Source organism: Variovorax paradoxus (assembly GCF_902712855.1).
GTDB lineage: Bacteria > Pseudomonadota > Gammaproteobacteria > Burkholderiales > Burkholderiaceae_C > Variovorax > Variovorax paradoxus_Q.
In genome coordinates this window covers 3,521,665-3,540,639 of record NZ_LR743507.1, presented here as the reverse complement: position 1 = coordinate 3,540,639, position 18,975 = coordinate 3,521,665, and the positions used below count along the sequence as shown (strand labels likewise).

Sequence of the window (18,975 nt, the reverse complement as noted above, 5' to 3'; positions counted from 1 at the left end):
CGCAACGGCGCGAAGGCTCAGCCTTCGCGCACCCGCATGAAACGAGCGAAGCGCGGCAGTCCCTTGGCCGTGGTGCCGTTGTAGCGGTAGGTCACCCAGCTGCCGATGGCAGGCGGATGCTCGCGCTCGGCATCGGTGAAGCCGGTGCCGAGCTTGAAGCGCTTGCCCTCGGGCGTCTCGACCACCAGCGCGCCCATCCGGGCGCTGTGCTTGCCTTTGCCGGGCACGTGCTCGATCACGCGGGCCTCGGCGTCGTCGTAGGGCTTGACCTTCAACAGGTCGCTGTTGCGTTCGGCGCTGTACGACGAACTGCCGCGGTGAAGCATCAGGCCTTCGCCGCCCATCTTCACCGTCTTGTCGAGCAGGGTCTGCAGCTCCTCGTGTGTCGTCGCGCGCTGCTGCGGCACCGGCACCACCCAGGGTGCGTCGGTGATGGGCAGCAGCTTGCGCAGCGCGGCCAGCCGGGTGGTGAAGTCGCCGCGCTGGGCGGGCATGTCGAACACCATGAAGCGCATCTCGTGCCATGCGATGTCGTTGGGCGTCTGGCTGCGCACCGTCGAGCTTGCATGTTCGAACCGGCCGCGGCCCGCCCACAGTTCGCCGTCCAGCGGCTGCTTGGGCAGCGGGGCGGTGAACCAGGCTGGCGCCACCACACGCTCGCCGCCTCGCGTCCACAGCTGCCTGCCGTCCCAGTAGCCACGTACGCCGTCGTACTTCTCGCTGACCCAGTAGTCATGCAGGGACATGCCCTGCCGGTAGACGTCGGCGAGCATCAGCGACGGCGCGGGTTCCCGCGCAAGCACGGCAGGCGCCGCAATCACGCCGAAGGCGGCCAGCAGGAGGGAGCGTCGACTCAGCACGATGCTATGAAATGCGTAGCTGTGTAGCTGTGCGTGTCCGCACGGCGTCCGTTCGACGGCCGCGGCGGACGATTGCGGGAGCGGTTACTCGGCCATCCCGCCGACGACGTTGCTGAAGCCGCCGTCCACGTAGGTGATCTCTGCCGTCACGCCGCTGGCGAGGTCGCTCAGCAGGAAGGCAGCCACGTTGCCCACCTCCTCGATGGTCACGTTGCGCCGGATCGGCGAGGCGTCGGCCACCGCGGCCAGCATCTTGCCGAAGCCCTTGATGCCGCTGGCTGCCAGCGTCTTGATCGGGCCGGCACTGATGCCGTTCACGCGCATGCCCTTCGGGCCGAGCGACGATGCGGTGTAGCGCACTGAGGCTTCGAGCGATGCCTTGGCCAGGCCCATGGTGTTGTAGTTGGGCAGCGCGCGCTCGGCGCCCAGGTAGGTCAGCGTGAGCAGGGCCGCCTTGTCGTTGAGATAGGGCAGGGCCGCCTTGGCCATGGCCGGGAAGCTGTAGGCGCTGATGTCGTGGGCGATCTTGAAGCCTTCGCGCGAGAGGCCGTCGAGGAAGTCGCCCGCGATCGACTCGCGCGGCGCGAAGCCGATGCTGTGCACGAAGCCGTCGAACCTGGGCCAGGTCTGCGCCAGGTCGGCGAAGAGCTTGTCGATCTGCGCGTCGTCGCCCACGTCGCAGTCGAAAATCAGCTTGGAGCCGAAGTCTGCGGCATATTCGGTGATACGGTCCTTGAATCGCTCGCCGACGTAGCTGAAGGCGAGTTCCGCGCCCTGTTCGTGACATGCCTTGGCAATGCCATAAGCAATGGAGCGATTGCTCAACACGCCGGTGATCAACAGTTTTTTGCCGGAAAGAAAGCCCATGAAGTTGCCTCGTGAAAATCTTGGGCAGAATTCTCGCATGCGGCTTCTCCGGGTCTGGTGGTTGATGGTGTGTGCGGTTCCCGCGTGGGCCGCGCATGGATATGCACTCTGGGACGACCTGAAGTACGCCCCTGGATTCAAGGCCTTCGACTACGTGAACGCCGATGCGCCCAAGGGCGGCGAGCTGCGGCTGGTGAGCAACCTGCGGGTGTCCACCTTCGACAAGTACAACCCGTTCACCATCAAGGGCTCGGCGCCGGCCTACCTCGACAGCCTGCTGTTCGACACGCTGCTGACCGGGTCGATGGACGAGACCGGCTCGGGCTATGGCTTGCTGGCCGAGGACGTCGCCGTGGCGCCCGACCGCCGCAGCGTCACTTTCCGGCTGCGGCCCGAAGCCCGGTTCCACAACGGCACGCCGGTCGAGGCCGCCGACGTGAAGCACAGCTACGACACGCTCATCGGTCCCTTCACCTCGCCCGGCTACAAGACGCTGTTGCAGGAGGTCGAGGGCGCCGACGTGCTCGACGCCCGCACGATCCGCTTCCGCTTCAAGACCGTGAACCGCGAGCTGCCCCTGATCGTGGGCAGCCTCCCGGTCTTCAGCCGCGCCTGGGGCGTGGAGAACGGCAAGGCCAAGCCCTTCGACCAGGTGGTGATGGACATTCCCATCGGCAGCGGCGCCTACAAGATCGGCCCGGTGCGCTTCGGCAAGGACATCACCTACGTACGCGACCCGGCCTATTGGGGGCGCGACCTGCCGGTGAACCGCGGTTCGCACAACTTCGACCGCATCACCATCAAGATCTACAAGGACAACACGGCCCGGCTCGAGGCCCTGAAGGCCGGCGAGTTCGACATGATGAGCTTCTATTCGGCCGGCGACTGGGCACGCCGGGTGAATGGCAAGCGCTTCACCTCCGGCGAACTGGTGAAGCACGAGTTTCCGCACAGGAAGCCGGCGGGCTTCCAGAGCTTCGTGATCAACAGCCGCCGAGACAAGCTCAGCGATCCGCGCGTGCGCGAGGCGCTGGGCCTGGCGCTCGACTACGAGTGGATGAACCGGCAGATGTTCTACAACGGCTATCCGCGCGTGAAGGACCTGTTCGGCAACACCGATTGCGAGGCGCAGGGTTCCCCGTCGCCGGAGGAAAAAGCGCTGCTCGAACCCTGGCGCGGCAAGATTCCCGATGCGAGCTTCGGACCGATGTACACGCCGCCCACCACCGAAGGCGAGGGCCAGTCGCTGCGCAACAACCTGCGCCGCGCGAGAGACCTGCTGAAGCAGGCCGGCTGGGAATACCGCGACGGCGCGCTGCGAAACGCCAAGGGCGAGCCCATGACGCTGGAATACCTCGACAGCAAGGAAGGCGGGGTGCGCACCGTTTCGCCGTGGATACGCAATCTGGAGAAGCTCGGCATCGCGCTGAACTTCTCGACCGTCGATTTCGCGCTTTACCAGGAGCGGCTCGACCGGTTCGAGTTCGACATCACGACCATCAACTTCCCCGGCACGAACAACCCAGGCCAGCAACTGCTGGAGATCTTCGGGAGCAAGGCGGCCAAAACGGAAAGTTCGGGCAACTACATGGGCGTTTCGACGCCAGCGGTCGATGCGCTGCTCAAGGACATCGTCGATGCCGACACGAAGGCCGAACTGATGCCGGCCTGCCGCGCGCTCGATCGCGTGATCATGCACAGCCACTACCTGATTCCCCAGTGGACGCTGACCTCGCACCGCATCGTCTACGACGACTGGCGCCTGGCCTTCAAGTCGCCCATGCCGCCCTATTCCAACGGCGAGGACTGGGTCATGGGCACGTGGTGGGCCAAGCCGCCACGCCAGGATCAGAAGTAAAGGAACCCGGCCGTGTTCGCCTATGTCCTCAAGCGCCTGTTGTTGTTCATTCCGACCCTGCTCGGGGTGTTGCTGGTGACCTTCCTGGTGATCCAGTTCGTGCCCGGCGGCCCGGTGGAACAGTACCTGGCCGAAGCCAAGACGGCAGGGCGGGGCGGCGGTGGTGGCGGGTTCGAGTCGGGCGGCGGGAGCTACCGGGGCAACCAGGGCGTCGATCCCAAGCGGCTGGAGCAGATCAAGGCGCTCTACGGCTTCGACAAGCCGCCTCACGAACGACTGCTGCAGATGCTCGGCCAGTTCGCCCGATTCGACCTCGGCAAGAGCTTCTTCCAGAACAAGGACGTGTGGACGCTGATTCTCGAGAAGCTGCCGGTCTCGATCAGCCTCGGGTTGTGGACCTTCTTCATCAGCTACGGCGTGGCGGTGCCGCTGGGCGTGGCGAAAGCCGTGCGGGCGGGCACGCGTTTCGACCTGGTCAGCACGCTGATCGTGCTCGTCGGCTATGCCATTCCAGGGTTCGTGCTGGGTGTGGCGCTGCTCGTCGTGTTCGGCGGTCAGCTGCAGTGGTTCCCGCTGCGCGGCCTGACCTCGGCCAACTGGGACGATCTGGGCTGGGGTGCGCGCATCGTCGACTATCTCTGGCACATCACCCTGCCCGTGACGGCAATGGTGTTGGGAAGTTTCGCCGTGACGGCCATGCTCACCAAGAATGCCTTCCTCGAGGAGATCCGAAAGCAGTACGTGCTGACGGCACGCGCGAAGGGGCTGGGCGAGAAGCAGGTGCTCTGGAAGCATGTGTTCCGCAATGCGCTGATTCCGATCATCACGGGGTTGCCGTCGGCGTTCATCGGCGCGTTCTTTGCAGGTTCGCTGCTGATCGAGACGCTGTTTTCGCTCGACGGCCTGGGACTGCTGGGCTACGAGAGCGTGATCCGGCGCGACTACCCGGTGGTGCTGGGCACTCTGTATCTCTTCACGCTGATCGGTCTGGTCACCAAGCTGATTTCCGATCTCTGCTACGTATGGGTGGACCCACGTGTCAAATTCGACTGATATCGGGCTCGCCCTCATGCTGCGCGCACGGCGCGTGGCCAAGCCTGACCCCTGCGGGGTGCCATGCCTGAAGGTGGGTGCAGCCGCTTCGCAGCTGCCTCCTGCGACGTGGCGCATGCCGGGTTCGAGCACGGCGGTGCCCACGGAACCGACGCACCCATGGTGAGCGCGCCTGCCCACATCTCGCCCGGCCGCCGCGCCTGGCTTCGATTCAAGCGCAACCGGCTCGGTTTCTGGAGCCTGGTGATCTTCACCATCATGGTGGTGCTGAGCCTGTTCGCCGAGGTGCTGTCCACCGACAAGCCGTTGGTGCTGCGCTATGAGGGTCAGACCTATTTCCCGGTGCTGCGCGACTACTCCGAGAAGACCTTCGGCGGCGACTTCGAAACGCCGGCCGACTACCTCGATCCGTTCATCCGCGAGCGCATCACGCAGGGCAGCAACTGGGCGATCTATGCGCCCAATCCCTATGGTCCGAAGACGCTCAACTACTTCGCCAAGTCGCCCAGCCCGGCCGCGCCGACGGGCGACAACCTATTCGGCACCGACGACCGCGGCCGCGACCTGCTGGCGCAACTGATCTACGGCTTCCGCGTGAGTGTGCTGTTCGGCTTGGCGCTCACCGCCATCGGCACCGTGCTGGGCGTGGCGGCGGGCGCGGTACAGGGCTACTTCGCGGGCAAGACCGACCTCGCGTTCCAGCGCTTCATCGAGATCTGGGGTTCCATGCCCGAGCTCTACCTGCTGATCATCTTCAGCGCCATCTTCGCGCCCAGTGTCGCGCTGCTGCTCATCCTGCTGAGCCTGTTCGGCTGGATGGGCCTGGCCGACTACGTGCGTGCCGAATTCCTGCGCAACCGCCAGATGGACTACGTGCGCGCCGCGCGCGCGCTGGGCGTGAGCAACCTGCAGATCATGTGGCGCCACATCCTGCCCAACAGCATGGTGCCGGTCGTCACCTTCCTGCCGTTCCGCATGAGCGCAGCCATTCTGGCCCTGACTTCGCTCGACTTCCTGGGCCTGGGCGTTCCGCCGGGCACGCCGTCGCTCGGCGAACTGCTGAACCAGGGCAAGGCCAACATCGACGCCTGGTGGATCTCGATTTCCACCTTCGGCGTGCTTGTCGTCACGCTGATGCTGCTGACATTCATGGGCGACGCGCTGCGCGACGCGCTCGATCCGCGCAAGGCAGACAGATGACGGGCGGCACCACGATGAATTCACCCTTGATCGACGTGAAGGGCCTGCGCGTCGCGTTCGGCGGCAAGGAGGTCGTGCACGGCATCGACTTCCAGATCGCGCCCGGCGAGAAGCTGGCACTGGTCGGCGAGTCGGGGTCGGGCAAGACGGTCACGGCGCTGTCGCTGCTGCGGCTGGTGCAGAACGCCGACGTGACCGGCAGCGCGAGACTTTTCGGTGGCGAACGCACGCAGAACGTGCGCGACCTGCTATCGATTCCGGAGCGCCAGCTGCGCGGCATCCGCGGCAAGGAGATCGCGATGATCTTCCAGGAGCCGATGACCGCCCTGAACGCCCTCTACACCGTGGGCGACCAGATCGCCGAGGTGCTCGAACTGCACGAAGGGCTCTCGGCCCGCGCCGCGCAGGCGGCGGCCGTGCAACTACTGGCCGACACTGGAATTCCGGAGCCGGCGCGGCGCGCGCAGGCGTTTCCGCACCAGCTCTCGGGCGGCCAGCGCCAGCGCGCGATGATCGCCATGGCGCTGGCCTGCAAGCCGCGCCTGCTGCTGGCCGACGAGCCGACCACGGCGCTCGACGTCACGGTGCGGGCGCAGATCCTGGACCTGCTGGCCGACCTGCAGCGCAAGCACGGCATGGCCGTCCTGCTGATCACGCACGACCTGAACCTGGTGCGCCGTTTCGCCGACCGCGTGGCGGTCATGGAAAGCGGGCATATCGTCGAGCATGGCACGGTGGCGCCGGTGTTCGAGGCGCCGCAGCACCCTTACACGCGCAAGCTGATCGACAGCCACCCCGAACGCAATGTGGCGGCCGTGCCGGCAGGCGGCGCGGCGCCGGTTCTGGAGGCCAGGGCACTGCGGGTGAGTTATCCGGTGCCGAAACCGGGCATCGGCGGATGGTTCCGAAAAGGGGAGTTCGTCGCGGTGCAGGGCGCGGATTTCCGCATCGCGCCGGGAGAGACGCTGGGCGTGGTGGGCGAGTCGGGCTCGGGCAAGTCGACGCTCGCGCTGGCCGCATTGGGACTGCTGCCGCATCAGGGTGCACTGAAGGTAGACGGGAAGGCCTGGGCGGTCGACCGCGTGTCGGACCTGGGCCTGCGGCGCGTGATGCAGGTGGTGTTTCAGGATCCGTTCTCGTCGCTGTCGCCACGCATGACGGTCGAGCAGATCGTGGGCGAGGGCCTGCGCGTGCATGAGCCGCAGATGGATGCCGAGGCACGCCGCGGCCGTTCGGTCGCGGCACTGGCCGACGTCGGCCTCACTGAAGCGCAGTTCCCGTCGCTGCTCGACCGCTATCCGCACGAATTTTCCGGCGGTCAGCGCCAGCGGCTGGCGATCGCGCGAGCGCTGATCGTCGATCCGCAACTGCTGGTGCTCGACGAGCCGACCAGCGCGCTCGACGTGACGATCCAGAAGCAGGTGCTGGCGCTGCTGCAGCGCCTGCAGCGGGAGCGCGGCCTGAGCTACCTGCTGATCACGCACGACGTGGAGGTGATTCGCGCCATGGCGCACCAGGTCATCGTGATGAAGGACGGCGCCATCCTCGAGAACGGGGCGGTCGAGCGCGTGCTCGATGCGCCCGAGCATCCCTATACAAAAAAACTGGTGGCCGCTGCGCTGCTGGAATAAACGGAGTCTGCAAAGCAATGTCGGAAATCGGACGCGACCGGCGCGGGGCGTGGCGCGCGGCGCTGGCCTGCATGGTCACCCTGTCGGTGGCCATGGGCCTGGGACGCTTCGCCTTCACGCCCATGCTGCCCATCATGCTGCACGAAGGAAAGCTCGAACTGGCGGCTGGCGGCGTCCTGGCGTCGCTCAACTACCTGGGCTACTTCCTGGGGGCGGTGAGTTGCGCTGCCATCGGCTTCAAGGCCTCGAGCATGGTGCGCGGCGGACTGCTGGCCACGGCGGCCCTGCTGGTCGGCATGGGGGTGCTGCACAGCTTCGCGAGCTGGGGCGTGCTTCGGACCGCGGCCGGCGTGATGAGCGCCTGGGTCTTCGTGTTCGCCTCCGGGTGGGGGCTGCGGCGGCTGGCCGAGACGAATGCGCCGACGCTGGCGGGCGTGATCTACACGGGTCCCGGCATCGGCATCGCAATGACCGGGCTGCTCGGCGGTGCGCTCGGGCGGTGGGGCTCCGAGGCAGGATGGATCGGGCTGGGCATCCTGGCGCTGGTGCTGATCGCCGTCATCTGGCATGTGTTTGACGACGGCGAACGCGTGCCGCCGAGCGGTGGCGCCCCAGCGACGCCCGCGGTAGCGAGGCCGGCGGGCTCGGCTGCCGACCGCAGCGACGCCATGTGGCTGGTGGCGCTCTATGGCCTTGCAGGATTCGGGTACATCATCACCGCGACCTTTCTGCCGGTGATCGCGCGGCAGGCATTGCCTGGGTCGTCGTGGCCCGATCTGTTCTGGCCGCTCTTCGGCTTGGCCATCATTCCGGGCGCGCTGATCGGCGCGCGGGCGCCGACGCATTGGGACAACCGCTTGCTGCTGGCTGTGGCTTACGGGCTTCAGGCGCTGGGGGTGGTGTTCTCGGTCGCGTGGCCCACCATCGGCGGCTTCGCGCTCGGCAGCCTGCTCCTGGGCATGCCGTTCACTGCCATCACGCTTTTCGCGATGCGGGACGCGCGCCGGTTGCGGGGCAATGCAGCGGCAGGGTTGATCGGCTACGCGACGGCGTCGTATGGGGTGGGACAGATCATCGGCCCGCTGTTCGCCGCACCGCTGGCGCAGCGAACCGGGTCATTCCAGGTCCCATTGCTGGTCGCGGCGGCGGCATTGGCGCTCGGCGCGGTATTGTTCGCCTGGGTCTGGTCCAAATCTCGTCGCCCGAATGCCATTTGAGTGCCGAAGCCCCTTCATTTATTACCCGAATAGCATATAATTCGAGGCTCACGACCAAACGGGCGGGTACCAACCGCCCGTTTTTTTTGGTCTATTCATTCTCAGAATTCCAGCGAACTGGCATCCGTGGCGGGCGGGTGACTCGGTCCCCGTATTTAAAAGGCACCTTCGAACACGTGGCATTGCAGCAAATAGTTGAACAAACCGTGGCCGGTCTCGGCTATGACCTGGTCGAGATCGAGCGCTCGGCCGGGGGATTGCTGCGCGTGACGATTGATTTGCCCTGGACGGCCCCCACCTCCGAAGACGTGGCTGCCGGCATTCCGGAGCCTTTCGTCACAGTCGAGGACTGCGAGAAGGTCACGCGTCAGCTGCAGTTTGCGCTCGAGGTGGACGGTGTCGATTACAAACGGCTCGAGGTGTCCTCGCCGGGTATCGATCGTCCGTTGCGCAACGAGCAGGACTTCGAGCGTTTCGTGGGCGAGGTGATCGACATCACCCTCAAGGCGCCCATGGGTGCGGCGGCTGCGGGCCAGGTGTCTGCCAACCGCAAGAAATTTCGCGGAACGCTCGAGCGGGCCGCAGAGCAGGGCGGCGGCGCCCAGGGCTGGCAGATCGTCTGGAGTGACGCGCCCGAGCCCAAGCCCGGACAAAAAGTGAGCAAGAAGCGCGCGCCTGCACCGTTGCATGCGCTTGGCTTCGTTCTGGACGAGCTGCGCGACGCGCGGCTCGCGCCCATTGTGGATTTCAAGGGCCGCAAGGCCAAAACCCAACCGGGTTTTTCGGATATTGACGACGGAACGCAGGTTCCGGACTGACTAGAGGAGTGGTGGCATGAATCGCGAAATGTTGATGTTGGTGGATGCGATCTCGCGCGAGAAGAACGTCGAACGTGACGTGGTCTTCGGCGCGGTCGAATCCGCGCTGGCGCAAGCCACCAAGAAGCTCCACCAGGGCGACGTGGACATCCGCGTCTCGGTCGATCGCGACAGCGGCGACTACGAAACCTTCCGCCGCTGGCATGTCGTTCCGGATGAGGCCGGCCTGCAGTTGCCCGACCAGGAAATCCTGCTCTTCGAAGCCAAGGAAGAAATGTCGGACATCGAGGTCGGCGAGTACATCGAGGAGGCTGTCGACTCGGTGCCGATCGGCCGCATCGGCGCCATGGCCGCCAAGCAGGTGATCCTGCAGAAGATCCGTGACGCCGAGCGCGAGATGCTGCTCAACGACTTCATGTCGCGCGGCGACAAGATCTTCGTGGGCACCGTCAAGCGCCTGGACAAGGGCGACATCATCGTGGAGGCTGGCCGCGTCGAAGGCCGCCTGCGCCGCGGCGAGATGATCGCCAAGGAAAACCTGCGCAACGGCGACCGCGTGCGCGCCATGATCATGGAGGTCGACCTGACGCTGCGCGGCGCGCCGATCATCCTGTCGCGCTCGGCACCCGAGTTCATGATCGAACTGTTCCGCCAGGAAGTGCCCGAGATCGAGCAAGGCCTGCTCGAGATCAAGAGCTGCGCCCGCGACCCCGGTTCGCGTGCCAAGATCGCCGTGCTTTCGCACGACAAGCGCGTCGATCCCATCGGCACCTGTGTCGGCGTGCGCGGTACCCGCGTCAACGCCGTGACCAACGAGCTCGCTGGCGAGCGCGTGGACATCGTTCTGTGGAGCGAAGACCCGGCACAGTTCGTGATCGGTGCATTGGCCCCTGCCAATGTGTCGTCGATCGTGGTGGACGAAGAGAAGCATGCCATGGACGTGGTGGTCGACGAGGAAAACCTCGCCATCGCCATCGGCCGCGGCGGCCAGAACGTGCGCCTCGCTTCCGACCTGACGGGTTGGAAGATCAACATCATGGACGCGAACGAGTCGGCCCAGAAGCAGGCCAGCGAAACCGACGCCAGCCGCAAGCTGTTCATGGAAAAGCTCGACGTCGACGAGGAGATCGCCGACATCCTGATCTCCGAGGGCTTCAACAGCCTCGAAGAGGTCGCCTATGTGCCGATCTCCGAAATGCTCGAGATCGAGGCGTTCGACGAAGACACCATCAACGAGCTGCGTGCACGCGCCAAGGATGCGCTGCTGACCATGGAAATCGCCAAGGAAGAAGGCGTCGAGGGCCAGTCGCAGGTGTCGCAAGACCTGCACGACCTCGAGGGTCTCGACCCCGAGCTGATTCCGAAGCTGACCGAAGCGGGTGTGAATACCCGTGACGACCTTGCCGACCTCGCGGTCGATGAACTCACCGAGATCACCGGCCAGAGCGCCGATGACGCCAAAGCCCTCATCTTGAAAGCCCGCGAACACTGGTTCGCCGGCCAAGAGTGACGGTCATGGAGGCACGAAACCAATATGTCCAGTACCACTGTCGCCGAGTTCGCGAACGAGCTCAAGAAGACTCCCGAAACCTTGCTTGACCAGCTCAAGAGCGCAGGCGTGCCCAAGGCGGCCGTCACCGATGCGCTCACCGAAGCCGACAAGCAGCGCCTGCTCGGCCACCTCAAGGCCAGCCACGGCACTGTCGAGCCCGAGCGCAAGAAGATCACGTTGACCAAGAAGTCGACCAGCGAGATCAAGCAGGCCGACGCCACCGGCCGCGCCCGCACCATCCAGGTCGAGGTGCGCAAGAAGCGCACCTTCATCCAGCGCGATGACGGTCACCCCGCGACGCCCGAGACGAGTTCGCAGGGTGCCGAGGCGACCGCAGTTGCGCCGGCTGCTCCCCGTATCGACGAGGCCGAACTGGCTCGCCGTGAAGAAGAAGCACGCCGCCAGGCAGAGTTGATCCGCCGCCAGGAAGAGGAATTGGCCGAGAAGCGCCGCCTGCGCGAAGAAGCCGAAGCCCGTGAACGCGAGCAGGCCGAAAAGGCGGAAAAAGCCGAAAAGGCCGAGCAGGAAGCTGCGCGCGCCGCCGCCGAGAAGAAGGCCGCGGCCGAGGCGGCTGCCGCTGCAAACGCGAAGAACACGCCCGCAAAGCCGGCGGTTGCGCCTGCGCCCGCCGTGACGGCTGCCGCCGCTGCCGCCGAGCAGCAGGCCGCCGACAGCAAGCTGGCTGCGCAGAATGCCGCCAACCAGGCCAAGGAAGACGCCAAGGCCAAGGCCGCCGCGGAGTCGAAGGCTCGTGCCGACGAGGAAGCCGCGCGCGCCAAGGACCTCGACGAGCGCCGCCGCAAGGCCCTCGCCGAAGCCGAGGCTATCCGCGCGATGATGAACGCACCGGCCCGTGTGCTGGTGCCGCACAAGGCGCCCGAAAGGCCGCAACCCGAGAAGGCTGCGGTCAAGGGTACGTTGCACAAGCCGACGGCCCCCGCTGCACGCGCAGGCGCGCCTGCAGCACCCGGCGCTGCCGCAGCACCCGGCGCCGCTGGTGCCGGCAAGGAAGTCAAGTCCGCGAAGCTCTCCTCGAGCTGGGCCGGCGATCCTGCCAAGAAGAAGGAAATCAAGACCCGCGGCGACGCGAGCGGTGGCGTGGGCCGCGGCAATTGGCGCGGCGGACCGCGTGGCCGCCGTGGCAACGACCGCGGTGGTCATGACGAGCAGCACGTGCCGGCCGCACCGGTCGAGGCGCGCGTTCTCGAAGTGCACGTGCCTGAAACCATCACCGTGGCCGAGCTGGCACACAAGATGGCCGTCAAGGCGCAGGAGGTCATCAAGCAGCTGATGAAGCTTGGCCAGATGGCGACCATCAACCAGTCGCTGGACCAGGACACCGCCATGATCCTGGTGGAGGAAATGGGCCACACCGCGGTGGTTGCCGCGCTGGACGATCCGGAAGCCTTCACCGACGAAGACGTGTCGGCGCAAACGGCGGAAGCCCTTCCGCGCGCACCGGTGGTGACCGTCATGGGTCACGTCGACCACGGCAAGACCTCGCTGCTGGACTACATCCGCCGCGCCAAGGTGGCCGCGGGCGAAGCCGGCGGCATCACGCAGCACATCGGTGCGTATCACGTGGAAACCGAGCGAGGCATGGTGTCGTTCCTCGACACCCCGGGTCACGAGGCCTTCACGGCCATGCGTGCGCGCGGCGCGCAGGCCACCGACATCGTGATCCTGGTGGTGGCGGCGGACGACGGCGTCATGCCCCAGACCAAGGAAGCCATCAAGCACGCGAAGGCTGCGGGTGTGCCGATCGTGGTCGCGATCAACAAGATCGACAAGCCCGATGCCAACCTGGACCGCGTGAAGCAGGAACTGGTGGCCGAGGAGGTGGTGCCCGAAGAGTACGGCGGCGACGTTCCTTTCGTCGGCGTTTCGGCCAAGACCGGCCAGGGCATCGACGACCTGCTCGAGCAGGTGCTGCTGCAGGCTGAAGTTCTCGAACTCAAGGCGCCGGTGGATGCCGCCGCCAAGGGCCTCGTCATCGAAGCCCAGCTCGACAAGGGCCGCGGCCCGGTCGCCACCGTGCTGGTTCAGTCCGGCACGCTCAAGACCGGCGACGTGGTGCTGGCCGGCTCGACCTATGGCCGCGTGCGCGCCATGCTGGACGAGGACGGCAAGCCGACGAAGGCCGCCGGTCCGTCGATTCCAGTCGAGATCCAGGGTCTGACCGAAGTGCCGCAGGCAGGCGACGAATTCATGGTGATGAGCGACGAGCGCCGTGCGCGCGAAATTGCGACGTACCGCGCGGGCAAGTTCCGCAATACCAAGCTCGCCAAGCAACAGGCCGCGAACCTGCAGAACATGTTCACTGACCTGTCGGCGGGCGAGGTGCAGACGCTGCGCATCATCATCAAGGCCGACGTGCAGGGCTCGCAGGAAGCGCTGTCGCAATCGCTGCTCAAGCTGGCGACGGACGAGGTGAAGGTGCAGGTGGTGTATGCCGGCGTGGGTGGTATCAGCGAAAGCGACATCAACCTCGCCATCGCCTCGAAGGCCGTGGTGATCGGCTTCAATGTGCGTGCCGATGCCGGTGCGCGCAAGCTGGCCGAGAACAACGGCGTGCAGCTGAACTACTACAGCATCATTTACGACGCCGTGGACGAGATCAAGGTCGCGATGTCGGGCATGCTGGCACCGGAGCGCCGCGAGGAAGTCATCGGCTCGGCCGAGATCCGCACGGTGTTCGTGGCATCGAAGATCGGTACTGTCGCGGGTTCTTACATCACCTCGGGTTCCGTCAACCGCAGCGCGCATTTCCGCCTGCTGCGCGACAACGTGGTGATCTACACCGGCGAGATCGACTCGCTCAAGCGTCTGAAGGACGATGTGCGCGAAGTCCGCGAAGGTTTCGAGTGCGGTATCAAGCTCAAGAACTTCAACGACATCAAAGAGGGCGATCAGCTCGAATTCTTCGAAATCAAGGAGATCGCGCGTACGTTGTGACGCGCGCCGCGATATCGAGCACGTTGCCGCGTTGCAGCCGTCCTGGCGTACCTGAAGTACTGTCAGCGACGGCGCGCATTGCACCGAGCCCGATGTCGCGACGCCAGTGATTGATCAAATGCCCAAAAGAAAAGCTGCCGCTCCCAACCGTGCGTTCAAGGTTGCCGACCAGATCCAGCGCGATCTGACGGAGCTGATCGCGCGCGAGTTGAAAGATCCGCGCGTGGGCATGGTCACGATCCAGGCCGTGGAGGTCACGCCCGACTATGCGCACGCGAAGGTCTTCTTCAGCCTGCTCACGGGTGACGTGGACGAAACCACCGAAGCGCTCAACCAGGCCGCAGGCTTCCTGCGCAACGGCCTGTTCAAGCGTCTGCACATCCACACCGTGCCCACGCTGCATTTCCTGTTCGACCGTACCACCGAGCGTGCGGCCGACATGAACGCGCTCATCGCGCAGGCCGTCGCTTCGCGCTCGAAAGACGACTAACCATGAACGCGCCACGCACAAGGGTGCAGCGGCGCCCTGTGCATGGGGTGTTGTTGCTCGACAAGCCGCTGGGACTCTCCAGCAACCAGGCCTTGCAGAAGGCCAAGTGGTTGCTGCGTGCGGAAAAGGCGGGCCACACCGGCACGCTCGATCCGCTTGCGACGGGCGTGCTGCCGTTGTGCTTTGGCGCGGCCACCAAGTTCAGCCAGCTGCACCTGGACGCTGACAAGACCTACGAAGCCACGGCCCGCCTCGGCATCAAGACCGCGACCGGCGATGCCGAGGGCGAAGTGATCGCCGAACGGCCGGTCCATGTCGTGCCCGAAGACCTGGCGCGCGTCGCAGCCCGGTTCACCGGCCCGATCCGCCAGGTGCCGCCGATGCACAGCGCGCTGAAGAAAGATGGCAAGGCCTTGTACGAGTACGCGAGGGAGGGCATCGAGATCGAGCGTGCGCCGCGCGATGTCGTGATCCACCGGCTCGAAGTGGCGCCGATGATCGAAGCGGCCGAGGCCGATGCTGCGCACGCGTTGTCGGCCATCAGACTGGTCGCAAAGGTCAGCAAGGGCACCTACATCCGCACGCTCGGCGAAGACATCGGTGAGGCGCTCGGATGCGGCGCCCACCTGACTTCGCTGCGGCGCATTGCCACCGGTGGCTTCCTCGAGGCGCAGTGCGTCACGCTGGAAGCACTCGAGGCCATGGACGAAGACGAGCGCCTGGCGCGGCTGCTGCCTGCCGAGGTGCTGGTGGACGGCCACAGCCGCGTCACGCTCGGCGCGGAAGATGCGGCACGTTTTCTCTCGGGCCTGCGGCGTCGCGGCACTTGGGCCGACGCGGGCGAGGTGGCCGTCTTCGGCGCCGAGCCAGCCGCTTTTCTGGGCACGGCCCACATCACGGCCGGCGAACTGATCCCGGGGCGCTTGCTGAACCCCATCGAAATCCAGCAAATTCTTTTGAACGCACAACAGACCGAAGTGACACCATGAGTACCAAGCAAATCCGCAATATCGCCATCATTGCCCACGTGGACCATGGCAAGACCACGATGGTTGACCAGCTGCTGCGCCAGTCCGGCACCTTCGCCGACCACGAGAAGGTCGTCGACACGGTGATGGACAACAACGCCATCGAAAAGGAACGTGGCATCACGATCCTGGCGAAGAACTGCGCCGTGACCTGGGAAGGCACGCACATCAACATTGTCGACACGCCGGGCCACGCGGACTTCGGCGGTGAGGTGGAGCGCGCGCTGTCGATGGTCGACGGCGTGGTGCTGCTGATCGACGCGCAGGAAGGCCCGATGCCGCAAACGCGCTTCGTGACCAAGAAGGCGCTTGCGCTCGGCCTGAAGCCGATCCTCGTGGTGAACAAGGTCGACAAGCCGGGCGCCAACCCCGACAAGGTGGTCAACGCCGCCTTCGACCTGTTCGACAAGCTCGGCGCGACCGACGAACAGCTCGACTTCCCGGTGGTGTATGCCTCGGGCATCAACGGCTGGTCGTCGCTCGAAGAAGGCGCGCCCGGCGAGCAGTGGGGCCCCGACATGTCGGCCCTGTTCAACACCATCCTGAAGCACGTGCCCTCGCAGAAGGGTGACCCCGCCGCGCCGCTGCAGCTGCAGATCTCGGCCCTCGACTTCTCGACCTTCGTTGGCCGCATCGGCGTGGGCCGCATCAGCCAGGGCACGCTCAAGCCCATGACCGACGTGCTGGTCATGGAAGGCCCGGACGGCAAGACCGTGAAGGGGCGAGTCAACCAGGTGCTGACCTTCCAGGGTCTGGACCGCGTGCAGTCGACCGAAGCCGGCCCCGGCGAGATCGTGCTGATCAACGGCATCGCCGACATCGGCATCGGCGTGACCATCACCGATCCGGCCAACCCGTCGCCGCTGCCGATGCTGAAGGTCGACGAGCCCACGCTGACGATGAACTTCTGCGTCAACACCAGCCCGCTGGCCGGCCGCGAAGGCAAGTTCGTCACCAGCCGCCAGATCTGGGACCGCCTGCAGAAGGAACTGCAGCACAACGTGGCGCTGCGCGTGAACGAGACCGACGAAGAAGGCATCTTCGAAGTCATGGGCCGCGGCGAACTGCACCTGACCATCCTGCTGGAAAACATGCGTCGCGAAGGCTATGAGATGGCCGTGTCGAAGCCGCGCGTGGTGTTCCGCACCGTGAACGGCGAGAAGCACGAGCCCATCGAAATGGTCACGGCCGACATCGAGGAAGGCCACCAGGGCGGCGTGATGCAGGCGCTGGGCGAACGCAAGGGCGAGCTGGTCAACATGGAATCGGACGGCCGCGGCCGCGTTCGCCTCGAATACCGCATCCCGGCCCGTGGCCTGATCGGTTTCACGAACGAATTCCTGAACCTGACGCGTGGCTCGGGCCTCATCAGCAACATCTTCGACAGCTACGAGCCGCACAAGGGCGACATCGGCGGCCGCAAGAACGGCGTGCTGATCTCGATGGACGACGGTGAAATCTTCACCTACGCCCTGGGCAAGCTGGACGACCGCGGCCGCATGTTCGTGAAGGCGAACGATCCGGTGTACGAAGGCATGATCGTCGGCATCCACAGCCGCGACAACGACCTGGTGGTGAACGCCACGCGCACCAAGCAGCTGACCAACTTCCGCGTCAGCGGCAAGGAAGACGCGATCAAGATCACGCCGCCGATCGACCTCACGCTCGAATACGGCGTGGAGTTCATCGAGGACGACGAACTGGTCGAGATCACGCCGAAGAGCGTTCGCCTGCGCAAGCGCTTCCTGAAGGAAAACGAACGCAAGCGCGCCAGCCGCGACATGCAGGCCTGACGGGACACGCTCCCGCGCAAGCGGGGGCGAGAGCTGGAGATCACCTCCGGCGCGGCTTCTTCACGAAGCTGGCGCTGCAGGTGATTTTTTTATCGGTTGTTGCGGGCGTCCGAGGCGTGGAAGTGGCCGTCGCGCAAGTGGCCGTGTCACTGGGGCATGGCCGCATCGGTGACGCCCATGCGCCTGAGGCGGGCCTCCAGCAGCGTGCGCGTGAAGGTCTTGGCAAAGTCGCCATCCACTCGCCAGTTGCCGCCTTCCTGGACAAAGCCGAACTCGCCTGTCAGCGCGAGCGAGGTGGCGCCGTCGTCACCGCCCCCCATGGCGCCCAGCAGGAGGTCGTTGTATTCGATGACCAGCGGGCAGGCCTGGCCCGCACCGTCCTCGAGCGCGCGGCAGGGGCCCGTGACCTCGATCTCGGCGATTTCCCGCGAGCGGGCGGGGTCGGTGTCGACCATGCTGGATCGGTTGCGTGGGCGCATGCGCGGATAGGCCGGCACCGACCGTGCGTTCAGCCACCTGGCTCCTGCGCGAAAGGCCGCCTCCATGGCTTCGCGACCGATCGGCTCGGCGTTGTAGCGCGGCTTGCCGCTCGCGTCGAGATGGCCGAAGCGGGCGCGCACGATGGTCGGATCGGCGCCGCGCACGATCATCTCGTCGCCCTTCGGCGTCACGGGGCCGATGGTGTAGGCCATCTCGTCCTTGTCGTCGCCCTGCGTGATGACCGCGGTGCATCCGCGCAAGCGGTCGGTCTTGCGATACCCGACCTCATGCAGCGTGCCGATCGTGGGCGTGCGGATGCTGGCGCGCTTCTCGGGGTCGAGCGTGTGCATGCGCGTGTCCATGGCCACGCGGAACATGAGGCGGTCGAGCGTCTTGCGCGTGGAAGCGGCGTCGCAGGCGGGCACGCCGGCCGGCGTGAAGGCGTACCAGCCGATGCCACCCCCGACCACCAGCAGGGTCAGCAGCAGCTTCAGCGCGCCGCTGCGACGCGTGCGCTGTGCGTTCGACTTCCATGTGTTCATGAGCTTCGCGTCGGCGTCGATCAGCGCCTGCGCCTCGTTCATGATGCGGGCGCGCTCCGCGGCCATGGCGAACGCCGGCTCGGCGGCGACCTGGGCCCGCGTGGCCTCGAAGCTGGCCTTGTCGAGCAGCTCGTCGGTCACCAGCCAGGCCAGCGCGACGGGCAGCGACGCTTGCACAGAACCGGTGACCGGTGTTTCCGGGAGTGCCTCGTCGCGCGTGGCGGTGTCGATCAGGCCGTCCTTGTGGAGCGCCTCGATGGCTTCGTGCGTGATGCCCTGTTCGGCCAGCTCCACCAGATCGTCAGCGTCGATCGCGATGTCTGCCGCATCGTCGGCGCGCGGATCGGCGGGCGTGGCTGACTCGACCGCGTCCAGTGCCGCGTCCTGCTGCGCCTGCGTGACTAGGCCGCGCACGCGCATCCAGGCGAGCGCATGCGCGGGGCCTGGAAGCGGGGGCAGTGAGCGGACTTCGGGATGTGCCAGCACGGCGTCGTGCTGCGCATCGGTGATCAGGCCCAGGGTCAGCAATGCGAGAAACGCGTCCGGGTTGGCGTTGGATGTCATGCGGTGATTCTGCCGTTGGCTTCGCCGCGCCTCGTTTCCGGCAGGGCGGAAAGGGAAACGCCGGCAG

At 65.9% G+C, this 18,975-nt stretch carries 14 protein-coding genes; 11 read left to right on the top strand and 3 right to left on the bottom strand.

Going from position 1 to position 18,975, the window contains the following annotated elements:
* Positions 1–17: 17 nt before the first annotated feature.
* Positions 18–860 carry a DNA ligase gene (locus AACL56_RS16160; protein WP_339090825.1) on the bottom strand — a complete coding sequence of 281 codons (843 nt, stop codon included), beginning with the start codon at positions 858–860 and terminating at the stop codon, positions 18–20.
* An 84-nt stretch (positions 861–944) separates the two neighbouring features.
* Positions 945–1,727: an enoyl-ACP reductase FabI gene (gene fabI, locus AACL56_RS16155; RefSeq protein ID WP_339090824.1), complete on the bottom strand. Its 783-nt coding sequence runs from the start codon at positions 1,725–1,727 to the stop codon at positions 945–947.
* A gap of 37 nt (positions 1,728–1,764) precedes the next feature.
* Between fabI and AACL56_RS16150 the strand changes: the two genes are divergently transcribed.
* The 11 genes from AACL56_RS16150 to typA all read left to right on the top strand — a co-directional run bounded on the left by AACL56_RS16150 (position 1,765) and on the right by typA (position 17,322).
* Positions 1,765–3,585, top strand: a complete 1,821-nt coding sequence (locus AACL56_RS16150) for an extracellular solute-binding protein (RefSeq protein WP_339090823.1) — start codon at positions 1,765–1,767, stop codon at positions 3,583–3,585.
* A gap of 12 nt (positions 3,586–3,597) precedes the next feature.
* Positions 3,598–4,638, top strand: coding sequence for a microcin C ABC transporter permease YejB (locus AACL56_RS16145; protein ID WP_339090822.1), 1,041 nt, complete (start codon positions 3,598–3,600; stop codon positions 4,636–4,638).
* Positions 4,639–4,797: 159 nt separating this feature from the next.
* On the top strand, positions 4,798–5,838 hold the full coding sequence (locus AACL56_RS16140) for an ABC transporter permease (RefSeq protein WP_339090821.1): 1,041 nt from the start codon (positions 4,798–4,800) through the stop codon (positions 5,836–5,838).
* A 14-nt stretch (positions 5,839–5,852) separates the two neighbouring features.
* Positions 5,853–7,469 (top strand): dipeptide ABC transporter ATP-binding protein, encoded by a 1,617-nt coding sequence (locus AACL56_RS16135; RefSeq protein WP_339090820.1) that lies wholly within the window; start codon positions 5,853–5,855, stop codon positions 7,467–7,469.
* 17 nt (positions 7,470–7,486) lie between these two features.
* The gene (locus tag AACL56_RS16130; RefSeq protein ID WP_339090819.1) at positions 7,487–8,686 is read left to right on the top strand and encodes a YbfB/YjiJ family MFS transporter; all 1,200 of its coding nucleotides are present in this window, start codon (positions 7,487–7,489) and stop codon (positions 8,684–8,686) included.
* A gap of 176 nt (positions 8,687–8,862) precedes the next feature.
* The gene (gene rimP / locus AACL56_RS16125; RefSeq protein ID WP_339090818.1) at positions 8,863–9,504 is read left to right on the top strand and encodes a ribosome maturation factor RimP; all 642 of its coding nucleotides are present in this window, start codon (positions 8,863–8,865) and stop codon (positions 9,502–9,504) included.
* 16 nt (positions 9,505–9,520) lie between these two features.
* Positions 9,521–11,014, top strand: coding sequence for a transcription termination factor NusA (nusA, locus tag AACL56_RS16120; RefSeq protein ID WP_339090817.1), 1,494 nt, complete (start codon positions 9,521–9,523; stop codon positions 11,012–11,014).
* Positions 11,015–11,038: 24 nt separating this feature from the next.
* A complete protein-coding gene (infB, locus tag AACL56_RS16115) occupies positions 11,039–14,011 on the top strand; it encodes a translation initiation factor IF-2 (RefSeq protein WP_339090816.1) in 2,973 nt (990 codons plus the stop codon).
* Positions 14,012–14,129: 118 nt separating this feature from the next.
* Positions 14,130–14,501, top strand: coding sequence for a 30S ribosome-binding factor RbfA (gene rbfA, locus AACL56_RS16110; protein WP_007832256.1), 372 nt, complete (start codon positions 14,130–14,132; stop codon positions 14,499–14,501).
* Positions 14,502–14,503: 2 nt separating this feature from the next.
* Entirely contained in the window at positions 14,504–15,490 is a 987-nt protein-coding gene (truB, locus tag AACL56_RS16105; RefSeq protein ID WP_339090815.1) for a tRNA pseudouridine(55) synthase TruB, read from the top strand.
* Positions 15,487–17,322, top strand: coding sequence for a translational GTPase TypA (typA, locus tag AACL56_RS16100; RefSeq protein WP_339090814.1), 1,836 nt, complete (start codon positions 15,487–15,489; stop codon positions 17,320–17,322). The genes truB and typA overlap by 4 nt, the downstream gene beginning before the upstream one ends.
* 146 nt (positions 17,323–17,468) lie before the next feature.
* On the opposite strand, the gene AACL56_RS16095 is transcribed toward typA, so the two are convergent.
* A complete protein-coding gene (locus AACL56_RS16095; protein WP_339090813.1) occupies positions 17,469–18,908 on the bottom strand; it encodes a hypothetical protein in 1,440 nt (479 codons plus the stop codon).
* Between the last annotated feature and the right edge of the window lie 67 nt (positions 18,909–18,975).